General features: G+C 59.4%; 20 protein-coding genes. 12 read left to right on the top strand and 8 right to left on the bottom strand.

The window, feature by feature from the left end; all coding sequences use genetic code 11:
• The first annotated feature begins 325 nt into the window (after positions 1–325).
• Positions 326–730 carry a YuaE family lipoprotein gene (locus tag ACP39K_RS02790; protein ID WP_033640098.1) on the top strand — a complete coding sequence of 135 codons (405 nt, stop codon included), beginning with the start codon at positions 326–328 and terminating at the stop codon, positions 728–730.
• Entirely contained in the window at positions 727–2,571 is a 1,845-nt protein-coding gene (locus tag ACP39K_RS02785; RefSeq protein WP_497008280.1) for an FKBP-type peptidyl-prolyl cis-trans isomerase N-terminal domain-containing protein, read from the top strand. The genes ACP39K_RS02790 and ACP39K_RS02785 overlap by 4 nt, the downstream gene beginning before the upstream one ends.
• A 36-nt stretch (positions 2,572–2,607) precedes the next feature.
• Here ACP39K_RS02785 and cmoB read toward each other — a convergent pair whose 3' ends face one another.
• The 5 genes from cmoB to ACP39K_RS02760 form a co-directional block, all read right to left on the bottom strand.
• Complete coding sequence (gene cmoB, locus ACP39K_RS02780; RefSeq protein ID WP_033640100.1) at positions 2,608–3,579, bottom strand: tRNA 5-methoxyuridine(34)/uridine 5-oxyacetic acid(34) synthase CmoB; 972 nt, start codon at positions 3,577–3,579, stop codon at positions 2,608–2,610.
• Entirely contained in the window at positions 3,576–4,319 is a 744-nt protein-coding gene (gene cmoA, locus ACP39K_RS02775) for a carboxy-S-adenosyl-L-methionine synthase CmoA (protein WP_033640101.1), read from the bottom strand. Before cmoA ends, cmoB begins: the two co-directional genes overlap by 4 nt.
• Before the next feature lie 102 nt (positions 4,320–4,421).
• Positions 4,422–4,817 (bottom strand): MAPEG family protein, encoded by a 396-nt coding sequence (locus tag ACP39K_RS02770; protein WP_004932387.1) that lies wholly within the window; start codon positions 4,815–4,817, stop codon positions 4,422–4,424.
• Between the two features lie 102 nt (positions 4,818–4,919).
• A complete protein-coding gene (locus ACP39K_RS02765) occupies positions 4,920–5,735 on the bottom strand; it encodes a DUF72 domain-containing protein (protein ID WP_497008376.1) in 816 nt (271 codons plus the stop codon).
• Between the two features lie 53 nt (positions 5,736–5,788).
• On the bottom strand, positions 5,789–6,367 hold the full coding sequence (locus ACP39K_RS02760; protein ID WP_497008279.1) for a hydrolase: 579 nt from the start codon (positions 6,365–6,367) through the stop codon (positions 5,789–5,791).
• 215 nt (positions 6,368–6,582) lie between these two features.
• Here ACP39K_RS02760 and ACP39K_RS02755 point away from each other — a divergent pair, with 215 nt between their 5' ends.
• The 7 genes from ACP39K_RS02755 (at position 6,583) to ruvB (ending at position 12,211) form a co-directional block, all read left to right on the top strand.
• Entirely contained in the window at positions 6,583–6,813 is a 231-nt protein-coding gene (locus ACP39K_RS02755) for an FmdB family zinc ribbon protein (RefSeq protein ID WP_320204121.1), read from the top strand.
• Positions 6,814–6,887: 74 nt separating this feature from the next.
• Positions 6,888–8,672 carry an aspartate--tRNA ligase gene (gene aspS / locus ACP39K_RS02750; protein WP_147827250.1) on the top strand — a complete coding sequence of 595 codons (1,785 nt, stop codon included), beginning with the start codon at positions 6,888–6,890 and terminating at the stop codon, positions 8,670–8,672.
• Entirely contained in the window at positions 8,672–9,118 is a 447-nt protein-coding gene (nudB, locus tag ACP39K_RS02745) for a dihydroneopterin triphosphate diphosphatase (protein ID WP_004932373.1), read from the top strand. The genes aspS and nudB overlap by 1 nt, the downstream gene beginning before the upstream one ends.
• Before the next feature lie 19 nt (positions 9,119–9,137).
• On the top strand, positions 9,138–9,881 hold the full coding sequence (locus ACP39K_RS02740) for a YebC/PmpR family DNA-binding transcriptional regulator (protein ID WP_115116912.1): 744 nt from the start codon (positions 9,138–9,140) through the stop codon (positions 9,879–9,881).
• A gap of 57 nt (positions 9,882–9,938) precedes the next feature.
• Positions 9,939–10,460, top strand: a complete 522-nt coding sequence (ruvC, locus tag ACP39K_RS02735; RefSeq protein WP_004932367.1) for a crossover junction endodeoxyribonuclease RuvC — start codon at positions 9,939–9,941, stop codon at positions 10,458–10,460.
• Between the two features lie 112 nt (positions 10,461–10,572).
• Positions 10,573–11,187, top strand: coding sequence for a Holliday junction branch migration protein RuvA (gene ruvA / locus ACP39K_RS02730; RefSeq protein ID WP_016927436.1), 615 nt, complete (start codon positions 10,573–10,575; stop codon positions 11,185–11,187).
• A gap of 19 nt (positions 11,188–11,206) precedes the next feature.
• Entirely contained in the window at positions 11,207–12,211 is a 1,005-nt protein-coding gene (gene ruvB / locus ACP39K_RS02725) for a Holliday junction branch migration DNA helicase RuvB (RefSeq protein WP_016927437.1), read from the top strand.
• A 61-nt stretch (positions 12,212–12,272) separates the two neighbouring features.
• Here the strand turns inward: ruvB and znuB are convergent, their stop codons facing one another.
• Together znuB and znuC are read right to left on the bottom strand one after the other, a co-directional pair.
• Complete coding sequence (gene znuB / locus ACP39K_RS02720) at positions 12,273–13,058, bottom strand: zinc ABC transporter permease subunit ZnuB (RefSeq protein WP_016927438.1); 786 nt, start codon at positions 13,056–13,058, stop codon at positions 12,273–12,275.
• Complete coding sequence (gene znuC, locus ACP39K_RS02715; protein ID WP_004932357.1) at positions 13,055–13,813, bottom strand: zinc ABC transporter ATP-binding protein ZnuC; 759 nt, start codon at positions 13,811–13,813, stop codon at positions 13,055–13,057. Before znuC ends, znuB begins: the two co-directional genes overlap by 4 nt.
• A gap of 78 nt (positions 13,814–13,891) precedes the next feature.
• On the opposite strand from znuC, the gene znuA reads away from it, so the two are divergent.
• From znuA to lpxM, 3 genes are all read left to right on the top strand, one after another.
• Positions 13,892–14,836 carry a zinc ABC transporter substrate-binding protein ZnuA gene (znuA, locus tag ACP39K_RS02710; protein WP_028127478.1) on the top strand — a complete coding sequence of 315 codons (945 nt, stop codon included), beginning with the start codon at positions 13,892–13,894 and terminating at the stop codon, positions 14,834–14,836.
• A gap of 21 nt (positions 14,837–14,857) precedes the next feature.
• Positions 14,858–16,180: a murein DD-endopeptidase MepM gene (gene mepM / locus ACP39K_RS02705; RefSeq protein WP_028127477.1), complete on the top strand. Its 1,323-nt coding sequence runs from the start codon at positions 14,858–14,860 to the stop codon at positions 16,178–16,180.
• Positions 16,181–16,331: 151 nt separating this feature from the next.
• Positions 16,332–17,300, top strand: coding sequence for a lauroyl-Kdo(2)-lipid IV(A) myristoyltransferase (gene lpxM, locus ACP39K_RS02700; RefSeq protein ID WP_016927441.1), 969 nt, complete (start codon positions 16,332–16,334; stop codon positions 17,298–17,300).
• Between the two features lie 49 nt (positions 17,301–17,349).
• On the opposite strand, the gene ACP39K_RS02695 is transcribed toward lpxM, so the two are convergent.
• Positions 17,350–18,231, bottom strand: coding sequence for a leucine-rich repeat domain-containing protein (locus tag ACP39K_RS02695; protein ID WP_016927442.1), 882 nt, complete (start codon positions 18,229–18,231; stop codon positions 17,350–17,352).
• Positions 18,232–18,313 lie beyond the last annotated feature (82 nt).

Below are 18,313 nucleotides of genomic sequence, written 5' to 3'. Positions count from 1 at the left end.
CGGGGCTTTTTTTATGTTTTGTTAAGACCATTAGCCCGTTTCAACGCGGTATCTCGGTCGACCAACCCCCCATCTCTTCTTGCGATCGTCATGCCCTGCTGATAAGTTTGTGAATTAAAATCCTTTAAATATCATAATATTAAATGATTTTTTGATATGCATTGATGCAGTGAATTGTTGGCGCCATGCCTCTCAATGCTGCGTCTGCATTTTCATGTCCGAACACGGCTTGGCTGATGGCCGGAACATCACAGCATCAATGAGGAGAGCCGTCAGCTCGACTGCAGAGCGCGTTGGCGGCGGACTTAACAAGGAGATAATGATAATGACCCGAACGGCACACAGTTGGACCGCTGCGCTTTTACTGACGTTGGCCCTGACCGGCTGCCAGACCGCCAAGCGGCCCGTTTCTACATTGAGTAAGCCGCCCAGCGCAGAAGAAGTTGCGGAGCAGGATAAGCGGCAGCGTGAGGCCGAGCGCATGCAGCAGTGCCAACGCGAACTGGATGCCATGCGCGGCATGGATAACGAGAAATATCAGAAATTCAAACGCGAGTTCGATACCTTGATGAGCGGTGCGGCGCAGTATGCCGGCGTGCGCCAGCGGATCAATACGGGCACGCAGGAAACCGTCGATGCGCTGTATCGTTATCGCACCAGCCGTCTCTGCGCTGACATCAGTTCTGCCATGATGACCGGTCTGGCTGAGCGCGGAGAACGCGCCCAATGATCCCTCGTGCGAGAAAGGCACTGCTGAGCCTGATGATATCGCTGGCGCTTGCGCCAACGCTGGCCGTGGCGGATGACGATGTGCCTGCATTATTGCAGTTTGCCGAGCGCTACCAGCAACAGGATGCACCGGCGGCTGACGCCGCGGTTACCCCGCCCCGGGAAATCCAAAAGCCGGCGTCCCGGCCGGTTCAACTTCGTGAAACGGCTGCGCAGAGAAAGCAACTGACGCAGTTGCAAAAGGCGCTGCGTGAGAAAGAGACTCGATTGGAACAACAGCAAGCCGCTATTCAATCACTGCAGCAGGAGCTGACCGCGCTGCGCGTTGCGTCATCCCTGACGGCTGCCGATAAACCGGCACCGGCTCCCGATCTGAGCGCGTTGAGCGACTTCGCCAGCGGCGTGCGACAGGCGCTGAACCTGACGCCGCAGGAGCGCAAGGCTCAGGCGCAGATCGCCGAGGTGCAAGCCGCGTTAGCGCGGCAAAAGCAACAAACCGCGGAGCGAGATCGGCGCATTGCCTTGCTGGAACAGCGGCTGGCGGCCTTGCCCAAACAGGCGGAAAACGTTCGGCAGCAGGTTTGGGAGGAGAAGCTGGCGGTGGCGCAAACCGCCAATGATAAAGCGCGTCAGCGTTATGAGCAGGACAAAAAAGCGGCCGCCGCTGAGCTGGAACGACAAAAGGTCGAGGCCGCCAAGTTGACGGATGAACTGCAGCGGCAGCTGGCGCAGCTGCAGAAAGAACAGGGCGTCCAACGACAGCAGGAGGGGCAACAAGAGAAAAGCCTGAAGACGGCGCTGGAACAACAAAAAGCCGAAGCCGCCAAGGCGGTGGGCGAGCTTCAACAGCAGCTGGCGCAGCTGCAGAAAGAGCGTGATGACCAACGTCGGCAGGCCGAGCAACAAGAGAAAAGCCTGCAGGCGTCGTTGGCAAAGCAGGCGATAGAAGCCGCCAAAGCGACGGAGGAACTGCAGCGGCAGTTGGCGCAACTGCAGGAAAAAAACAAAGCGCAAACCGAGCAGGCCAAAATGCTGGAACAACGTCTGGCGGCGGTGACGGCGGAAAGCGCGCAGGCAGCGCAGAAGAGGGATGAAGCGACGCAACGGGCGGATAAAACGGCAGCGGAGCTGGCTGCCGCCCATCAGGCTCAGCAAGCTTTGCAAGACGAACTGAGCGGGCTGAGATCGCGGGCCAAATGGTTGCCGGAAGTGAAAACGCTGAAGAAAAAACCGGAGCAACAGAGCTATGCTGCCGGCGTCGCCTTGGGGCGCGATATCCAAACGATGCTGGCTGAGCGTAAAAATTGGGGCATCACACCCGATAAAACCATGTTGCTGGCCGGCGTGATCGATACCTTCAACGGCCATTACCAGTTGAGCGATGCGCAGCTGACCCGCGCGCTGGCGGAGTCGGAAAAAGCGGTGAGTGACGCCAGAAACCAGGCGGCGAAGACGCAGACCAGCAAGGGTGAGGCGTTCGTTGCCGAGTTCAAAAAGAAGAAGGGCACGCAGAAATCGCCTTCCGGCTTCTGGTATCGCATCGATTATGCGGGTGATGAAACCATTGCGGAAAACGCGCGGGTAGACATCGTGGTGAAAGAGAGCTTAACCGACGGCAGCGTGATTCAGGATATGGATCGCAGTGGAAAGGTGATGTCTCAGCCGCTCTCCGCCTATCCGCCGTTGTTCCGCGAGGCGATCGGTCATCTGAAAAATCACGGTTCGCTGACGATGGTGGTGCCGCCGGCGTTGGCGTACGGTGAAACGGGCTATGCGCCGCAGATCCCGCCGAACGCGACGATGGTGTATGAGCTGCGGATTGTCGATGCCAGCAACGGGTAAGTAGGGGCCGGCGCAGGCCGGCCCGATTAGCGAGCGCTAGGGTTTTTTTGCAGTCAGCACGGCGCGCAGGGGCGCCGGATAGCCTTCCACCGTTTTGCTGCGATCGTTCGGATCGAGGAATTCGGCCAGTGATTCGCTGGTCATCCAGTCGGTGCGGCGCTGCTCTTCGAGACTGGTGACGCACATATCGGCAATCTTCACGTCGACGAAACCGCACTTCTCCAGCCAGCATTTCAGCGCCTCGGCGGAAGGGATGAAATACACGTTGCGCATCTGCGCATATCGATCGCCCGGCACCAGCACCTGGTGGCGATCGCCTTCCACCACCAACGTTTCCAGCACCAGTTCGCCTTCAGCTACCAGCTGATTTTTCAGTTGATACAGATGATCGAGCGGCGAGCGGCGGTGATACAGCACCCCCATTGAGAACACGGTGTCGAACGCCGCCAAATCCGGCAATTGCTCGATGCCGAGCGGCAGCAGGTGGGCGCGCTGATCGCCGCCCAACAGCTTGCGCACCGCTTCGAACTGGCACAGGAACAGTTGCATCGGATCGATGCCTACGGCGAGATGTGCGCCGGCGCCGATCATGCGCCACAGGTGATAACCGCTGCCGCAGCCGACATCGAGAATGGTGCGTCCGGCCAGCGGAGAAATGTGCGGCAGCACGCGATCCCATTTCCAGTCGGAATGCCATTCGGTATCGATATCGATGCCATACAGCGAGAACGGCCCTTTACGCCACGGCATCAGGGTGCGCAGCATTTTCTCGACGCCTTCAAGCTGGCCCGGCGACAGGCCGGGCTCCATCTCAGCGCGCACGCCGTGCAGCAGATCGAGACGGGTGGGGGTCAGCGTCGGCAAATGTTCCACCGAGTTGAACCACTGCTTGAATTTGCCGTGCAGCGATTCGCGTTGCCAGGCGCTCAGCTGTGCGGGCAGCGTATCCAGCCAGTGGCTGAGAGGGCTCTTGGCAATGCGCTGATAGAAATCACCGAATTCGATCATTGCGCATCCCCCGCTTTCAGAGCGATCAGCGAACCGAAGTTGAAGCACTGGAACCACACCTCAGCATGCTCGAATCCGGCCTGTTGCAGACGCGCTTTGTGCGCTTCCACTGAATCGGTCAGCATCACGTTTTCCAGCATGCTGCGTTTTTGGCTGATCTCCAGCTCGCTGTATCCGTTGGCGCGTTTGAAATCGTGGTGCATGTTGAACAGCAGCTCGCCGACTTCGGCGTCTTCAAAGCTGAATTTTTCCGACAACACCAGCGCACCGCCCGGGCGCAGGCCACGATAGATTTTCTCCAGCAGGCGCAGGCGATCGGCCGGCTCGAGGAACTGCAGCGTAAAGTTCAGTACCACCATCGAGGCGTCTTCGATGTCGATGTCGCGAATGTCGGCTTCGATGACATCAACCGGCGTGTCGGCGCGGAAGGCGTCAATATGGCGGCGGCAACGTTCCACCATCGCCGGCGAATTATCGACGGCGATGATAGTGCAGCCGGGCACCTTGATATTTCGCCGCATTGACAGCGTCGCTGCGCCCAGCGAGCAGCCCAGGTCATACACTCGGCTGTCGGGGTGCACAAAGCGTTCGGCCAGCATGCCGATCATCGAGATGATGTTGGAATAGCCGGGAACCGAGCGTTGGATCATGTCGGGGAACACTTCGGCGACGCGTTCGTCGAAGGTCCAGTCGCCCAATTTGGCGATGGGAGCGGAGAAAAGGGTATCGCGGTTTGGCATAGCGGCAAATCAGTTCAGAATTCGAAGCTGCGTAGTCTAACAGAAAAGCGCAAAAAAGCGGAGCGGAAGCAGGCGGCGCGGCCGCCTGATGATAAAACGGGATCAGTGCAGGCTGAAAATCAGATCCCAAGGCAGATAGAAGATATTTGCCAGAACCATCAACAACAAAGAGATATAGGTCGCGGCCATGCCGGAACGGCGCCAGCGAACCTCACGGTTGCGTAAACCGTAGTAATGCACCAGCCGCCCGGCCATCAGCATCAGGCCGCAGAGGTGAATCATCCAGATTTCCGCGCCGTTCATTTCCATGATCACCAGCAATACGGCAGCGATAGGAATGTATTCAACGGCGTTGCCATGCACGCGTATGGCGGTCTGCAATTCGTAGAAACCGCCGTCGCCGTAGGCTACGCGGTACTGCATCCTTAATCTGACTACGTCATAAGAGAGTTTGATCAACAACAATGCGCCGAGCACCACATAAAGCGCGCTTACCATTTTTAACTCCGTTCCCTAACCAAAACTGGCAGTCAGCATCATAGCCGTCATTGTATTCACTGTCGCGGGGAAATATTTGATGTTATTGGTCAGATTAATAGGTCAAAACAGTGCATCTTGTTCTGGCCAGTCTGGCGGCGCAGGCAAATCAGGGATCGCCAGGCGCAACTGCTGCCAAATTTTTTGCGCCTGCTGGGGCGAATCGCCGTTGTCCGGCGTATGAATAAACAGATAGGGCTGATGCTGTTGCTGCCACTGCGGCAGTTTTTGCTGCCAGGCTTCGAACCAGCGCAGGTTATCGGCCAACTGGCCACCGCCGATAAAGCGCACTAACGGTTGGTCGGCGGTGACCAGCGCGTGTACCGGCAGCTTCGGTTTTTTCTGCTGGGCATCGCGTACGGCAGCGGTGTTGGGGGCGGCGTGATGCACCGGGCGGCTGTCGAGGATCACCCGATTGATGCCGCGCTGGTGCAACCCCTGATTCAACGCGCGCTCTTCCTCGCCCTTGGCGAAAAACGCCGGATGACGCACTTCTACGCCGTAGGTGAATTCCTGCGGCAGGCTTTCGAAGAACTGCCACATGCGCGGCAGCTCATCGGGGCCGAAGGCGGCGGGCAGCTGCAGCCACAACTGGCCGATGCGCTGATGCACCGGGCTCAGACAGTGGTAAAACGCCTGCAGCTCGGCGGCGCAGTTGCGCAGGGCGGCCTTGTGGCTGATGTCCGACGGGAATTTGAAGCAGAAGCGAAAATCGTCGCCGGTCATGTCGCGCCAGCGCTGCACGATGTCCAGTTTCGGCAGCGCGTAGAAGGTGGTGTTGCCTTCCACGCAGTTGAAGTAGCGGCTGTAATCCGCCAAATCACGCAGCCCGATACGGTTCCAGGCTGCATGTTGCCACTGCGGCAGTCCGATGTAGATCACGGCGTCGTCTTCCTTTACTTGTGCTTGGATTATCAGGCTACAACTTAACGTTACCGGTCGAGCGCGGCAAGAATTTCGCCGGTGTCGCGCACCCGCGCCAAACGCGGGAAGATGTGTTCGAACGCGAAACGGTGCATTTCCGCGTTCTGCGCGCTGCAGACGTCTTCGGCGATCACCAGCTCATAGCCGTGTTCCCAGGCGGCGCGGGCGGTGGACTCCACGCCGATATTGGTGGATATGCCGCCCAAGACTACGGATTTGATGCCGCGACGGCGCAGCTGCAAGTCCAGATCGGTGCCGTAGAAGGCGCCCCATTGGCGCTTGGTGATCAAAATATCGTTGTCGCAGACCGCCAGCGGCGCGGGGAACTCCCACCAGGTGGCCGGCAAACCGCCGGCGGGCGCGGGAGCCGGTTTATCCACCGGTTGTTTCAGCGCCTCGGCGAAGGAGTCTGACCAACCGACGCGCACCAACAGCACCGGCGCGCCCAGCATGCGAAAACGCGCGGCCAGCAGGGCGGCGTTCGCCATCACCTGGTCGGCGCCGTGCGGGCCGCCGGCGTAGGGCAGAATGCCGTTTTGCAAATCGATCAGCACCAGAGCGGTGGTTTGGGCGTCAAGTTTCAGCATGGATTTCATCTCGTTGCGAAGTGGATAAAAACTGTTCGGCGCGTCGGACGAGCTGCGTTCGGCGCAAAACCGGGGGAGAATCAGGCTACGTGAAAAAACTGTCGCAGGTTAATGGGAAATTTGTTAACCGATGTGTTGATTCGGACAAAAACGCGCCATTTAGTGCAGTAACAATGCTGTGTTCGCACTTATCGGGCGGATGAATTTCCTTTATAATGACTCCCTTTTTTCAACACTCTTTAATCCAACGACCTATGCCGATTTATGAATATGCATGTGGTGCTTGCAACCATCGGTTAGAGAAATTGCAAAAATTTTCCGATGCGCCGCTGGCAGACTGCCCGGCGTGTGGGCAGCCCGCGTTGACCAAGTTGATCTCATCCTCCGGCTTCCAGCTTAAGGGCACCGGCTGGTATGCGACGGATTTTAAACCGGGTAACAAGTAGAATTTATCAGATAACAGCCGCGCGACAGGGGCGCAGTAGCCCGGCGCGGCATCGGCTGTGTAAAAGGATAGCGTATGCGTACTGAATATTGCGGGCAGTTGAATCTGTCCCACGTGGGCCAGGAAGTCACTCTGTGTGGTTGGGTCAATCGTCGTCGCGATCTGGGCGGCCTGATCTTTATTGATATGCGCGACCGCGAAGGCATCGTGCAGGTGTTCTTCGATCCGGACCAGAAAGTGGCGTTCGACAAGGCCTATGACCTGCGCAATGAATTCTGCATCCAGATCGTCGGCACCGTGCGTGCGCGTCCGGACAGCCAGATCAATAAAGATATGGCCACCGGCGAAGTGGAAGTGTTCGCCCACGCGCTCGAGATCATCAACCGATCCGAGCCGCTGCCGCTGGACTCCAACCAGGTCAACAGCGAAGAAGCGCGCCTGAAATACCGTTACCTCGATCTGCGTCGTCCGGAAATGGCCGAGCGTCTGAAGACTCGCGCCAAAATCACCAGCTTCGTGCGCCGCTTCATGGACAGCCACGGCTTCCTCGACATCGAAACGCCGATGCTGACCAAGGCGACGCCGGAAGGCGCCCGCGATTACCTGGTGCCGAGCCGCGTGCACAAGGGCAAATTCTACGCGCTGCCGCAGTCTCCGCAGCTTTTTAAACAGCTGCTGATGATGTCCGGCTTCGATCGTTACTACCAGATCGTCAAATGCTTCCGCGATGAAGATCTGCGTGCGGATCGTCAGCCTGAATTCACCCAGATCGACGTCGAAACCTCCTTCATGACCGCCGAGCAGGTGCGTGAAGTGATGGAGAAACTGGCGCGTGAACTGTGGCTGGACGTGAAGGGCGTGGAACTGGGCGATTTCCCGGTCATGACCTTCGCCGAAGCGATGCGTCGCTTTGGTTCCGACAAGCCGGACCTGCGTAACCCGCTGGAGCTGGTGGACGTGGCCGACCTGGTCAAGGACGTCGAGTTCAAAGTGTTCTCCGGCCCGGCCAACGACGTCAAAGGCCGCGTGGCAGCGATCCGCGTACCGGGCGGCGCACAGCTGACCCGCAAGCAGATCGATGAGTACGGCGCTTTCGTCAACATCTACGGCGCCAAAGGCCTGGCCTGGCTGAAGGTCAACGACCGCGCCGCCGGCATGGAAGGCGTGCAGAGCCCGATCGCCAAATTCCTCAGCGCGGAAGTGCTGGAAGCTGTCCTGGCGCGCACCGACGCGCAGACCGGCGACATCCTGTTCTTCGGCGCAGACAGTTTCAAGATTGTCACCGATGCGATGGGCGCGCTGCGCCTGAAGCTGGGACGCGATCTGGGGCTGACCCAACTCGACAGCTGGGCGCCGCTGTGGGTGGTCGACTTCCCGATGTTCGAAGAAGACGAAGAGGGCGGCCTGGCGGCGATGCACCACCCGTTCACCTCGCCGCGCGACATGAGCCCGGAAGAGCTGGCCGCCGCGCCGGTCAACGCTATCGCCAACGCCTATGACATGGTCATCAACGGTTACGAAGTGGGCGGCGGTTCGGTGCGTATTCACCGCAGCGAAATGCAGCAGACGGTATTCAGCATTCTGGGCATCGACGAACATGAACAGCGCGAGAAGTTCGGCTTCCTGCTGGACGCGCTGAAGTACGGTACGCCGCCGCACGCCGGCCTGGCCTTCGGCCTGGACCGTCTGGTGATGCTGCTGACCGGCACCGACAACATCCGCGACGTCATCGCCTTCCCGAAAACCACCGCGGCGGCCTGTCTGATGACCGACGCACCGAGCTTCGCCAACCCGGCGTCGCTGCAGGAGCTGGCGATCAGTGTGGTAAAGAAAGCCGGTGCGGAACAAGAGAGCGAGTGATGAGTTACAAGCGCCCTGAATCTATCCTGGTAGTGATTTACGCGAAATCCAGTGGTCGGGTGCTGATGTTACAGCGGCGCGACGATACCGAGTTCTGGCAGTCGGTCACCGGCAGCCTGGAACAGGATGAGTCGCCGCCGCATGCCGCACGGCGTGAGGTCATGGAAGAAGTGGGCATCGATATCGAAGCAGAGCACCTGCCGTTGTTCGATTGCCAGCGCTGCGTGGAGTTTGAACTCTTTGTCCATTTGCGACATCGCTATGCGCCGGGAACCACGCGCAATAAAGAGCACTGGTTCTGTCTGGCGTTGCCCGAGGAGCGCGATCCGGTAATTACCGAGCATCACGCTTACCAATGGCTTGAGGCGGCCGAGGCCGTGAAGTTGACCAAGTCGTGGAGCAATCAGCAGGCGATTGAAGAGTTCGTGATCAATTCAGTCCAGTAGTTTTTTTCGGAGATTTTTTATGGCAGGTCATAGTAAGTGGGCCAACACAAAGCACCGTAAAGCGGCGCAGGACGCCAAGCGCGGTAAAATTTTCACCAAGATTATTCGTGAGCTGGTCACCGCCGCGAAGCTGGGCGGCGGCGATCCGGATTCCAACCCGCGTCTGCGCGCGGCGATGGACAAGGCGCTGTCGAACAACATGACGCGCGACACCATGAACCGCGCGATCGCGCGCGGCGTGGGCGGCGATGATGATACCAATATGGAAACCATCATCTATGAAGGTTACGGCCCTGGCGGCACCGCCGTCATGATCGAATGCCTGAGCGACAACCGCAACCGCACCGTGGCGGAAGTGCGTCACGCCTTTACCAAATGCGGCGGCAACCTCGGCACCGACGGTTCTGTGGCTTATCTGTTCACCAAGAAGGGCGTAATCACTTACGCACCGGGCCTGGATGAAGACAGCGTAATGGAAGCGGCGCTGGAAGCCGGTGCGGAAGACATCGTGACCTATGACGATGGCGCCATCGACGTGTTCACCGCCTGGGAAAGCCTGGGCGCGGTGAAAGACGCGCTGACCGTGGCGGGCTTCGAAGCTGAAGCGGCGGAAGTGTCGATGATCCCATCGACCAAGGCCGACATGGACGCGGAAACCGCGCCTAAGCTGCTGCGCCTGATCGATATGCTGGAAGACTGCGACGACGTGCAGGAAGTTTACCATAACGGTGAAATCTCCGACGAAGTGGCGGCGACGCTGTAATCCGGTAAAACGGGCGCCGCCGTTCGGCGGCGCCGTGCATGCAAGGTGGATGTAGATATGGCGATCATACTCGGTATCGATCCCGGCTCGCGCGTCACCGGCTATGGCCTTATCCGCCAGCAGGGGCGTCAGTTGAGCTATATCGCCAGCGGCTGCATCCGCACGGTGGTGGACGACATGCCGACGCGGCTGAAGCTGATTTACGCCGGCGTCAGCGAGATCATCACCCAGTTTCAGCCCGATTTCTTCGCCATCGAACAGGTATTTATGGCCAAGAACCCGGATTCGGCGCTCAAGCTCGGTCAGGCGCGCGGCGTTGCGATTGTCGCGGCGGTGAATCAGAATCTGGAAGTGTTCGAATATGCGGCGCGGCAAGTCAAACAAACCGTGGTCGGCACCGGCGCAGCCGAAAAGGCGCAGGTGCAGCACATGGTGCGTTCGCTGCTCAAACTCTCGGCCAACCCGCAGGCGGATGCCGCGGATGCCTTGGCCATCGCCATCACCCATTGTCATCTCAGCCAGAACGTGCTGCGGATGAGCGAAGGGCGGTTGAACCTGGCGCGCGGGCGTTTGCGCTGACGCGAAGCGATGATTGCTCAGGCTGGATATTCATCCAGCCTTTTTTATGTTATAAGCTTTACCAGCAACGGCATGGCAGGGCGCCATGCCCGGTCATTCCGCAGGAGGGTAAATGATAGGTCGTCTCAGAGGAAATATTCTGGAAAAGCAGCCGCCGCTGGTGTTACTGGAGGCGAACGGTGTGGGTTATGAAGTGCACATGCCGATGACCTGCTTTTACGAGCTGCCGGAACTGGGGCAAGAGGCCATCGTGTTTACCCACTTCGTGGTGCGTGAAGATGCGCAGCTGCTGTACGGTTTCAACGACAAGCAGGAGCGCGCGCTGTTCCGCGAGCTGATCAAGGTCAACGGCGTCGGGCCGAAACTGGCGCTCGCCATCCTGTCAGGCATGTCCGCGCAGCAGTTCGTCAGCGCGGTGGAGCGCGAAGAAATCACCGCGCTGGTCAAGCTGCCGGGCGTAGGCAAGAAAACCGCCGAGCGCCTGGTGGTAGAGATGAAAGACCGCTTCAAAGGGCTGAACGGCGATCTGTTCAACAGCAGCAGCGAGATCAGCCTGCCGTCCGCCGCGGAGAAAGCGCCTGAGGCTGACGCGGAGGCCGAAGCGGTCTCGGCGCTGGTAGCGCTGGGCTATAAGCCGCAGGAAGCCAGCCGCATGGTCAGCAAAATTGCCAAGCCGGGTGCCGACTGCGAGACCCTGATCCGTGACGCGTTGCGCGCTGCTTTGTAAGGCCGCTAAGAGGTAGATAATGATTGAAGCCGATCGCCTGATCTCCGCCGAACCGATCAATGAGGAAGAAGTCCTCGATCGCGCCATTCGTCCCAAGCTGCTGACCGAATACGTGGGTCAGCCGCACGTACGCGAGCAGATGGAGATCTTCATCCAGGCGGCCAAGCAGCGCGGCGACGCGCTCGACCACCTGCTGATCTTCGGTCCGCCGGGGCTGGGGAAAACCACCCTGGCCAATATCGTGGCCAACGAAATGGGCGTGAATCTGCGCACCACTTCCGGCCCGGTGCTGGAGAAGGCGGGCGATCTGGCGGCGATGCTGACCAACCTCGAACCGCACGACGTGTTGTTCATCGACGAAATTCACCGTTTGTCACCGGTGGTGGAAGAAGTATTGTATCCGGCGATGGAAGACTATCAGCTGGATATCATGATCGGCGAAGGGCCGGCGGCGCGTTCGATTAAGCTCGATCTGCCGCCGTTCACGTTGGTGGGAGCCACCACCCGCGCCGGTTCGCTGACCTCGCCGTTGCGCGATCGCTTCGGCATTGTCCAGCGGCTGGAGTTTTATCAGGTGGCGGATCTGCAGCACATCGTCTCGCGCAGCGCCGGGTGCCTGGGGTTGGAGCTGTCCGACGAGGGAGCCCATGAAGTGGCCCGCCGCGCGCGCGGCACGCCGCGTATCGCCAACCGCCTGTTGCGCCGGGTGCGTGATTTCGCTGAAGTGCGCGCCAACGGCGTGATCAGCGGTTCGGTGGCGGCGCAGGCGCTTGATATGCTCAACGTCGATGCCGAAGGCTTCGACTATATGGATCGCAAACTGCTGCTGGCGATTATCGACAAGTTTACCGGCGGCCCGGTCGGGTTGGACAACCTGGCGGCGGCGATCGGTGAAGAGCGCGAAACCATCGAAGACGTGATTGAACCGTTCCTGATCCAGCAGGGCTTTATCCAGCGCACGCCGCGCGGCCGCCTGGCGACGCAGCATGCCTACCGGCACTTTGGTCTCGAACGCGAAGAGTAAATTTTTAATCCGCCAATAAGAAAGGGCCGCAGATGCGGCCCTTGTCATATCCCGGCTTTAATCAAGCCTGCTGTTTTTTGAACAGACTCAGCGTGAACAGTACGGCGGCGCTCAGCACCACCGAAGGGCCGGCCGGCGTATCGTAAAACGCCGAGAAGGTCAGGCCGCCGGTGACGGCCACCATCCCGAGCAGCACCGCGACGCCGGCCATCTGTTCCGGCGTGCGCGCGAAGCGGCGGGCGGTGGCTGCAGGGATGATCAGCAGCGAGGTGATGATCAGCGCGCCGACGAATTTCATCGCCAGGCCGATGGTCAACGCGGTGACCAGCATCAACACGGTGCGCGCCCGCGCCAAATTGACGCCATCGACGTGCGCCAGCTCCGGGCTGATGGTCATCGACAGCAGATCGCGCCATTGCCACCACAGCACCAACAGCACCACGGCGACGCCGCCGGCGATCATCACGATGTCGCTCAGCGTGACCGACAGCAGATCGCCGAACAGGTAGGCCATCAGATCGACCCGCACGTTGGACATCAACGCCACCACCACCAGCCCCAGCGACAGGGCGCTGTGGGCCAGAATGCCGAGCAGCGTATCCACCGAAAGCTGCGGGCGGCGTTCCAGCCACACCAGGGCCAAAGCCAACAGCAGCGTAATGGCGATCACCGCATAGAAGGGATTGATGTCGAGCAGCAGACCAAAGGCGACGCCGAGCAGCGAGGCGTGCGCCAGGGTGTCGCCGAAGTAGGACATGCGGCGCCAGACCACGAAGGAACCCAGCGGCCCGGCGGCGCTAGCCAACAACACGCCGGCCAGCCAGCCGGGAAGTAACAGTTCAATCATGCTTCGCGGCTCCCGGTTTTCTTCAAGACAATTCTTCCCTGCAGATCGTGGCGGTGATTGTGATGGTGGCGATACACCGCCAGCTGCTCTGCGCCGCGGTTGCCGAACATGGCGATGAATTCAGGATGCATCGACACCACCTCCGGCGCGCCGGAGCAGCAGATGTGCTGATTGAGGCACAGTACCTCGTCGGTTTTCGCCATCACCAGATGCAGATCGTGCGACACCATCAGCACGGCGCAGCCCAGCTCTTTACGCAGCTGATCGATCAGATCGTACAGCGCCAGTTGACCGTTGACGTCCACCCCTTGCGTGGGTTCGTCCAGCACCAGCAGCTGCGGTTTGTTCAGCAGCGCTCGCGCCAGCAGCACGCGCTGGTTTTCACCGCCGGAGAGCTTTTGCATCGGCTGGTCGAGCAGGTGGGCGGCGTGCACGCGCTTGAGCGCCGGCAGAATGTCGGCTTTCTTTACGCCAGGTTTAAGACGCATAAAACGGCTGACGGTCAGCGGCAGGGTGGCGTCGAGGTGCAGCTTTTGCGGCACATAGCCGATGCGCAGATCGGGCTCACGCTCCAGCGTGCCGGCGGTCGGTTTGACCAATCCCAGCACCACGCGCACCAGCGTGGATTTGCCCGCGCCGTTCGGGCCAAGCAGCGTGAGAATACGGCCGGGTTGCAGGCTGAGGGAAATGTTCGACAGCACCTTGCGGCTGCCGAAGGCGACGGAGATATTTTTTAGCGTTATCAGTGTAGACATCTCGAGATTACAGGTTGCAGAACGAAGCGAATGTTATAATATCACGCCTTGTTGATGAAAACGATGGGATTACTGATGATGGCAAAGAAAAATAAATGGCTGCAGCGTACGCTGTTGGCCAGCGCACTGTTGATGGCCGGCCCGCTGAGCAGCGCTTCCGCTGCGGTGGTGACCTCGATTCGCCCATTAGGCTTTATCGCTTCGGCCATCGCCGACGGCGTGACGCCGACCGAAGTGTTGCTGCCGGACGGCGCTTCGCCGCACGATTTTGCGTTGCGTCCTTCGGATATCCAACGCTTGCGTTCCGCTGATCTGGTGTTGTGGGTCGGTCCGGACATGGAAGCGTTCCTGAACAAGGCGCTGGTGCCTATCTCGGCGACCCGAAAGCTGGCTGTCAGCGAACTGCCGGCGGTGAAGCCGTTGCTGATGAAAGGCGAAGAGGACGACGATCATGATCATGCAGGCGAAGCGCATAACCATGCCGATGACGATCATGGGCATCATCACGGCGAGTACAATATGCACGTTTGGTTGTCGCCGGAGATAGCAAAAGTGACCGCGATCGCGATTCACGACAGATTGTTGGAACTTATGCCGCAAAATAAGGACAAATTAGACGCAAACCTGCGCCAGTTCGAGAATCTGCTGACGCAAACTGACAAAAATGTTGGTAACATGCTTACGCCTGTGCAAGGTAAGGGTTATTTTGTTTTTCATGATGCTTACGGCTACTTTGAGAAACACTACGGTTTGAGTCCGCTGGGCCATTTCACCGTCAATCCCGAAATTCAGCCTGGAGCACAGCGCCTACACCAAATTCGAACACAGTTGGTTGAGCAGAAAGCGGTATGCGTTTTTGCTGAGCCACAATTCAGGCCGGCCGTAATCAATGCCGTCGCCAAGGGTACCAAAGTGCGTTCCGGAACGCTGGACCCGCTGGGCACCGGCATCGCGCTGGGGAAGGACAGCTACGGGAAATTCCTGGCTCAGCTGTCAAACCAGTACGTGAGCTGCCTGAAGTAAAGCTTATGAGGATAATATCGAGTGCAGCAGATAGTCCGAACTATCGCTCTGGCGTATAACAACCTGCCACGGCCCCACCGCGTCATGCTGGGGTCGCTGACAGTCGTCACATTGGCCGTCGCTGTTTGGCGGCCTTTTGTTTACCACCCAGAACACAATCCCATCGCCAAGAGCGTCGAGTTAGAATCCAGCCAGATGCGGTCATTGCTCCCCGAAGCCAGTGAACCGATAGATGCCGACCAACCCACCCCCGATGACGAAATCCCGCAGGATGAGCTGGATCAGAAAGATGCCGGCGACGACGGCGTGCATGAATATGTGGTTTCCACCGGTGACACCCTTGGCAGCATTCTGACGCAGTACGGCATCGATATGTCGGATGTCACCTTGCTGGCTTCGCAAAACCGCGATCTGCGTAATCTGAAGATCGGCCAACAGCTGTCGTGGACCGTGAACGATGCGGGCGATCTGCAGCAGTTGACCTGGGAAGTTTCGCGCCGCGAAACCCGCACCTATGACCGCGTCGGCAATAGCTTCAAAGAGTCTAAAGAGGCGCAGCAGGGCGAATGGCGCAACAATGTGATCAGCGGCCGGGTCAACGGCAGCTTCGTCAGCAGCGCCGGCGACGCCGGGCTGAGCCGTAACGAAATCAATGCGGTGATCAAGGCGTTGCAGTGGCAGCTCGATTTCCGCAAGCTGCGCAAAGGCGACCAGTTCTCCGTGCTGATGTCGCGTGAGCATTTCGACGGTAAGAAATCGCAAAGCCAGCTGTTGGGCGTGCGTCTGCGCACCGGCGGCAAGGATTACTATGCGATCCGCGCCGAAGACGGCAAATTCTACGATCGCCAGGGCTCTGGCCTGGCGCGCGGCTTCATGCGTTTCCCGACCATGAAGCAGTTCCGCATCTCCTCCAACTTCAACCCGCGCCGCGTGAACCCGGTGACCGGCCGCGTGGCGCCGCACAAGGGCGTCGATTTCGCCATGCCGGTCGGCACGCCGGTGCTGGCGGTCGGCGACGGTGAAGTGGTGATCGCCAAGCGCAGCGGCGCAGCGGGCAACTATGTGGCGATCCGCCACGGCCGCCAGTACACCACGCGTTATATGCACCTGAAAAAACTGCTGGTGAAACCAGGGCAGAAGGTGAAACGCGGCGATCGCATTGCGCTCTCCGGCAACACCGGCCGCTCCACCGGGCCGCACCTGCACTTTGAACTGTGGACCGGCCAACAGGCGGTGAACCCGCTGACGGCCAAACTGCCGCGTTCCGAAGGGCTGGGCGGCAAAGACCGCAGCGATTATCTGGCGCAGGTGAAGGAAGTGGTTCCTCAGCTGCAGTTGGATTAACGTCCCCCTTTTTTCCGGCGCTCCGGCGCCGTTAATTTCATCGGCCTGATTGCGGGCCGATGCTGTTTTATCTGGGCGGTTCGCGGTTGTTAATTGCAAAATTGGTGATGGCAATTATGATTAGCCGAATCGCTAAGCGAAGAGCACGTGCATGCAAAACGAGAAGAAATCGAACGTAGAGTTCATCCCGCAGTTTCAAAAAGCCTTTTTATACCCGCGCTACTGGGGCGTGTGGTTGGGAACCGGCCTGATGGCCGGCGTTTCGCTGGTGCCTGCGCGTCTGCGCGATCCGGTGCTGGGGGCGGTCGGCAAACTGGCCGGCAAGCTGGCGAAAGGCGCGCGCCGTCGTGCCCGCATCAACCTGCTGTATTGCTTGCCGGAATTGCCGGAAAGCGACCGTGAGCACATCATCGACCAGATGTTTGCCTGCGCGCCGCAGTCGATGGTGCTGATGGCGGAATTGGCCTGCACCAAGCCCGAGAAAGTGCTCAAGCGCGTGCGTTGGCACGGTGAAGAGGTGTTGGACAAGATCCGGGCGGAAGGGCGCAACGTGATTTTTCTGGTGCCTCATGGCTGGGCGGTAGATGTGCCGGCGATGTTGATGGCCGCGCGCGGCCAACCGATGGCGGCGATGTTCCACAACCAGCGCAATCAGCTGATCGACTACCTGTGGAATGCCGTGCGTCGTAAATTCGGCGGCCGCATGCACGCGCGCAATGACGGCATCAAACCGTTTATCAGTTCAGTTCGCCAGGGGTATTGGGGTTATTATCTGCCCGATCAGGATCACGGCGCTGAGCACAGCGAGTTTGTCGACTTCTTTGCCACCTATAAGGCGACCTTGCCGGCGGTCGGGCGGCTGATGAAGGTATGCCGTGCGGCGATCGTGCCGTTGTTCCCGGTGTACGATGGCAAAACCAGCATGCTGGATATCTATATTCGCGAGCCGATGGACGATCTGGCCGACGCTGATGACCCACGGATTGCCCGCCGTATGAATGAAGAAGTGGAAAACCTGGTGGGCCCGAATCCGGAGCAGTACACCTGGATCCTCAAACTGCTGAAGACGCGCAAGGAAGGGGAGATTGAACCCTACTCGCGCGACGATCTGTATCGTTAATCCTTTCTACCGCTAACGCCGGTCGGGCTACACCCCGGCCGGCGTCACTTCAGATGTGCACCATACAGCCGCGAGCCCGCAGGATGTCGACGATTTTAGGCGTGTGGGTGAAATCATTCCAGCGCAGATCCAGCTTGCGCAGCCGGCTCAGTTCGCCGAGGCTTTCCGGCAGGTCGCTCAGGCGGTTGGCGCGCAGATCCAGGCTTCTCAGCGCCGTCAGCTCACCGATATTTTTCGGCAGGCGCGTCAGCTGATTGAAACGCAGGTTCAGCTCGCTCAACCGCGGCAGCCGGCAGAAGGCTTCCGGCAGTTCGGCGATGGCGTTGTTGGCCGCGTCGAGTATCTCCAGCTCACCGAGCTGTGCCATTTCCGCCGGCAGCGCGGTCAGGGCATTTTTCATGATATGCAGTTCGCGCAGCGCGCGCAGTTGCCCGATTTCGCCGGGTAGATTGCCGATGCGGTTGTTGTATAAACGCAGCTCCTGCAATGCCGCAAGCCTCGGTATCGCCAGAGGCAAAACGGCCAGGCGGTTGTCGGTCGCATTGAGGTAAACCAGCTGCTGTAGCTGCGCCAGCGAGTGCGGCAGATCGCTAAAGCCGTTGTCGCTCAGATAGAGGTATTTCAACCGGTGCAACTGCCCCAGTTCCTCGGGGAGTTCGCTTGCGCGATTGTGGCCAAAGTCGAACATCTCAAGCTGTTGCAACTGGCCAATTTCCGGCGGCAGGCGGTCGAGCTGATTGCAGGAGATGTTCAGCACCTGTAGATTGCGGTGCCGGAAGAGGGGGGCGGGGATGGCCGCCAACTGATTGTCGTACAGGCTTACCTTGCGCAGCGCGTGGCCGGCTAACTGTGACGCGTCGAGCTGCGTCAGGCCGTGGCCATCGAGATCGAGCTCATCACCGCTCGCTGCGGGATTGCGTTGGTGGAGCATGGTGTTCTCCGTCGTTTATGGCGGTACCGGGGCAAAAAAAATGCCGGCCAACGTGAGCCGGCCGGCATGTCGTCTGCGGTGT

The organism is Serratia sp. EC4 (genome assembly GCF_059652115.1).
This window is presented reverse-complemented; position numbering and strand designations above follow the sequence as displayed.

Excerpts from the sequence above, each read along its gene's own strand:
- ACP39K_RS02790 (WP_033640098.1), top strand. The coding sequence starts at position 326 with ATGACCCGAACGGCACACAGTTGGACCGCTGCGCTTTTACTGACGTTG.
- ACP39K_RS02785 (WP_497008280.1), top strand. The coding sequence starts at position 727 with ATGATCCCTCGTGCGAGAAAGGCACTGCTGAGCCTGATGATATCGCTG.
- cmoB (WP_033640100.1), bottom strand. The coding sequence starts at position 3,579 with ATGATCGAATTCGGTGATTTCTATCAGCGCATTGCCAAGAGCCCTCTC.
- cmoA (WP_033640101.1), bottom strand. The coding sequence starts at position 4,319 with ATGCCAAACCGCGATACCCTTTTCTCCGCTCCCATCGCCAAATTGGGC.
- ACP39K_RS02770 (WP_004932387.1), bottom strand. The coding sequence starts at position 4,817 with ATGGTAAGCGCGCTTTATGTGGTGCTCGGCGCATTGTTGTTGATCAAA.
- ACP39K_RS02760 (WP_497008279.1), bottom strand. The coding sequence starts at position 6,367 with ATGCTGAAACTTGACGCCCAAACCACCGCTCTGGTGCTGATCGATTTG.
- ACP39K_RS02755 (WP_320204121.1), top strand. The coding sequence starts at position 6,583 with ATGACTCCCTTTTTTCAACACTCTTTAATCCAACGACCTATGCCGATT.
- aspS (WP_147827250.1), top strand. The coding sequence starts at position 6,888 with ATGCGTACTGAATATTGCGGGCAGTTGAATCTGTCCCACGTGGGCCAG.
- nudB (WP_004932373.1), top strand. The coding sequence starts at position 8,672 with ATGAGTTACAAGCGCCCTGAATCTATCCTGGTAGTGATTTACGCGAAA.
- ACP39K_RS02740 (WP_115116912.1), top strand. The coding sequence starts at position 9,138 with ATGGCAGGTCATAGTAAGTGGGCCAACACAAAGCACCGTAAAGCGGCG.
- ruvC (WP_004932367.1), top strand. The coding sequence starts at position 9,939 with ATGGCGATCATACTCGGTATCGATCCCGGCTCGCGCGTCACCGGCTAT.
- ruvA (WP_016927436.1), top strand. The coding sequence starts at position 10,573 with ATGATAGGTCGTCTCAGAGGAAATATTCTGGAAAAGCAGCCGCCGCTG.
- ruvB (WP_016927437.1), top strand. The coding sequence starts at position 11,207 with ATGATTGAAGCCGATCGCCTGATCTCCGCCGAACCGATCAATGAGGAA.
- znuB (WP_016927438.1), bottom strand. The coding sequence starts at position 13,058 with ATGATTGAACTGTTACTTCCCGGCTGGCTGGCCGGCGTGTTGTTGGCT.
- znuC (WP_004932357.1), bottom strand. The coding sequence starts at position 13,813 with ATGTCTACACTGATAACGCTAAAAAATATCTCCGTCGCCTTCGGCAGC.
- znuA (WP_028127478.1), top strand. The coding sequence starts at position 13,892 with ATGGCAAAGAAAAATAAATGGCTGCAGCGTACGCTGTTGGCCAGCGCA.
- lpxM (WP_016927441.1), top strand. The coding sequence starts at position 16,332 with ATGCAAAACGAGAAGAAATCGAACGTAGAGTTCATCCCGCAGTTTCAA.
- ACP39K_RS02695 (WP_016927442.1), bottom strand. The coding sequence starts at position 18,231 with ATGCTCCACCAACGCAATCCCGCAGCGAGCGGTGATGAGCTCGATCTC.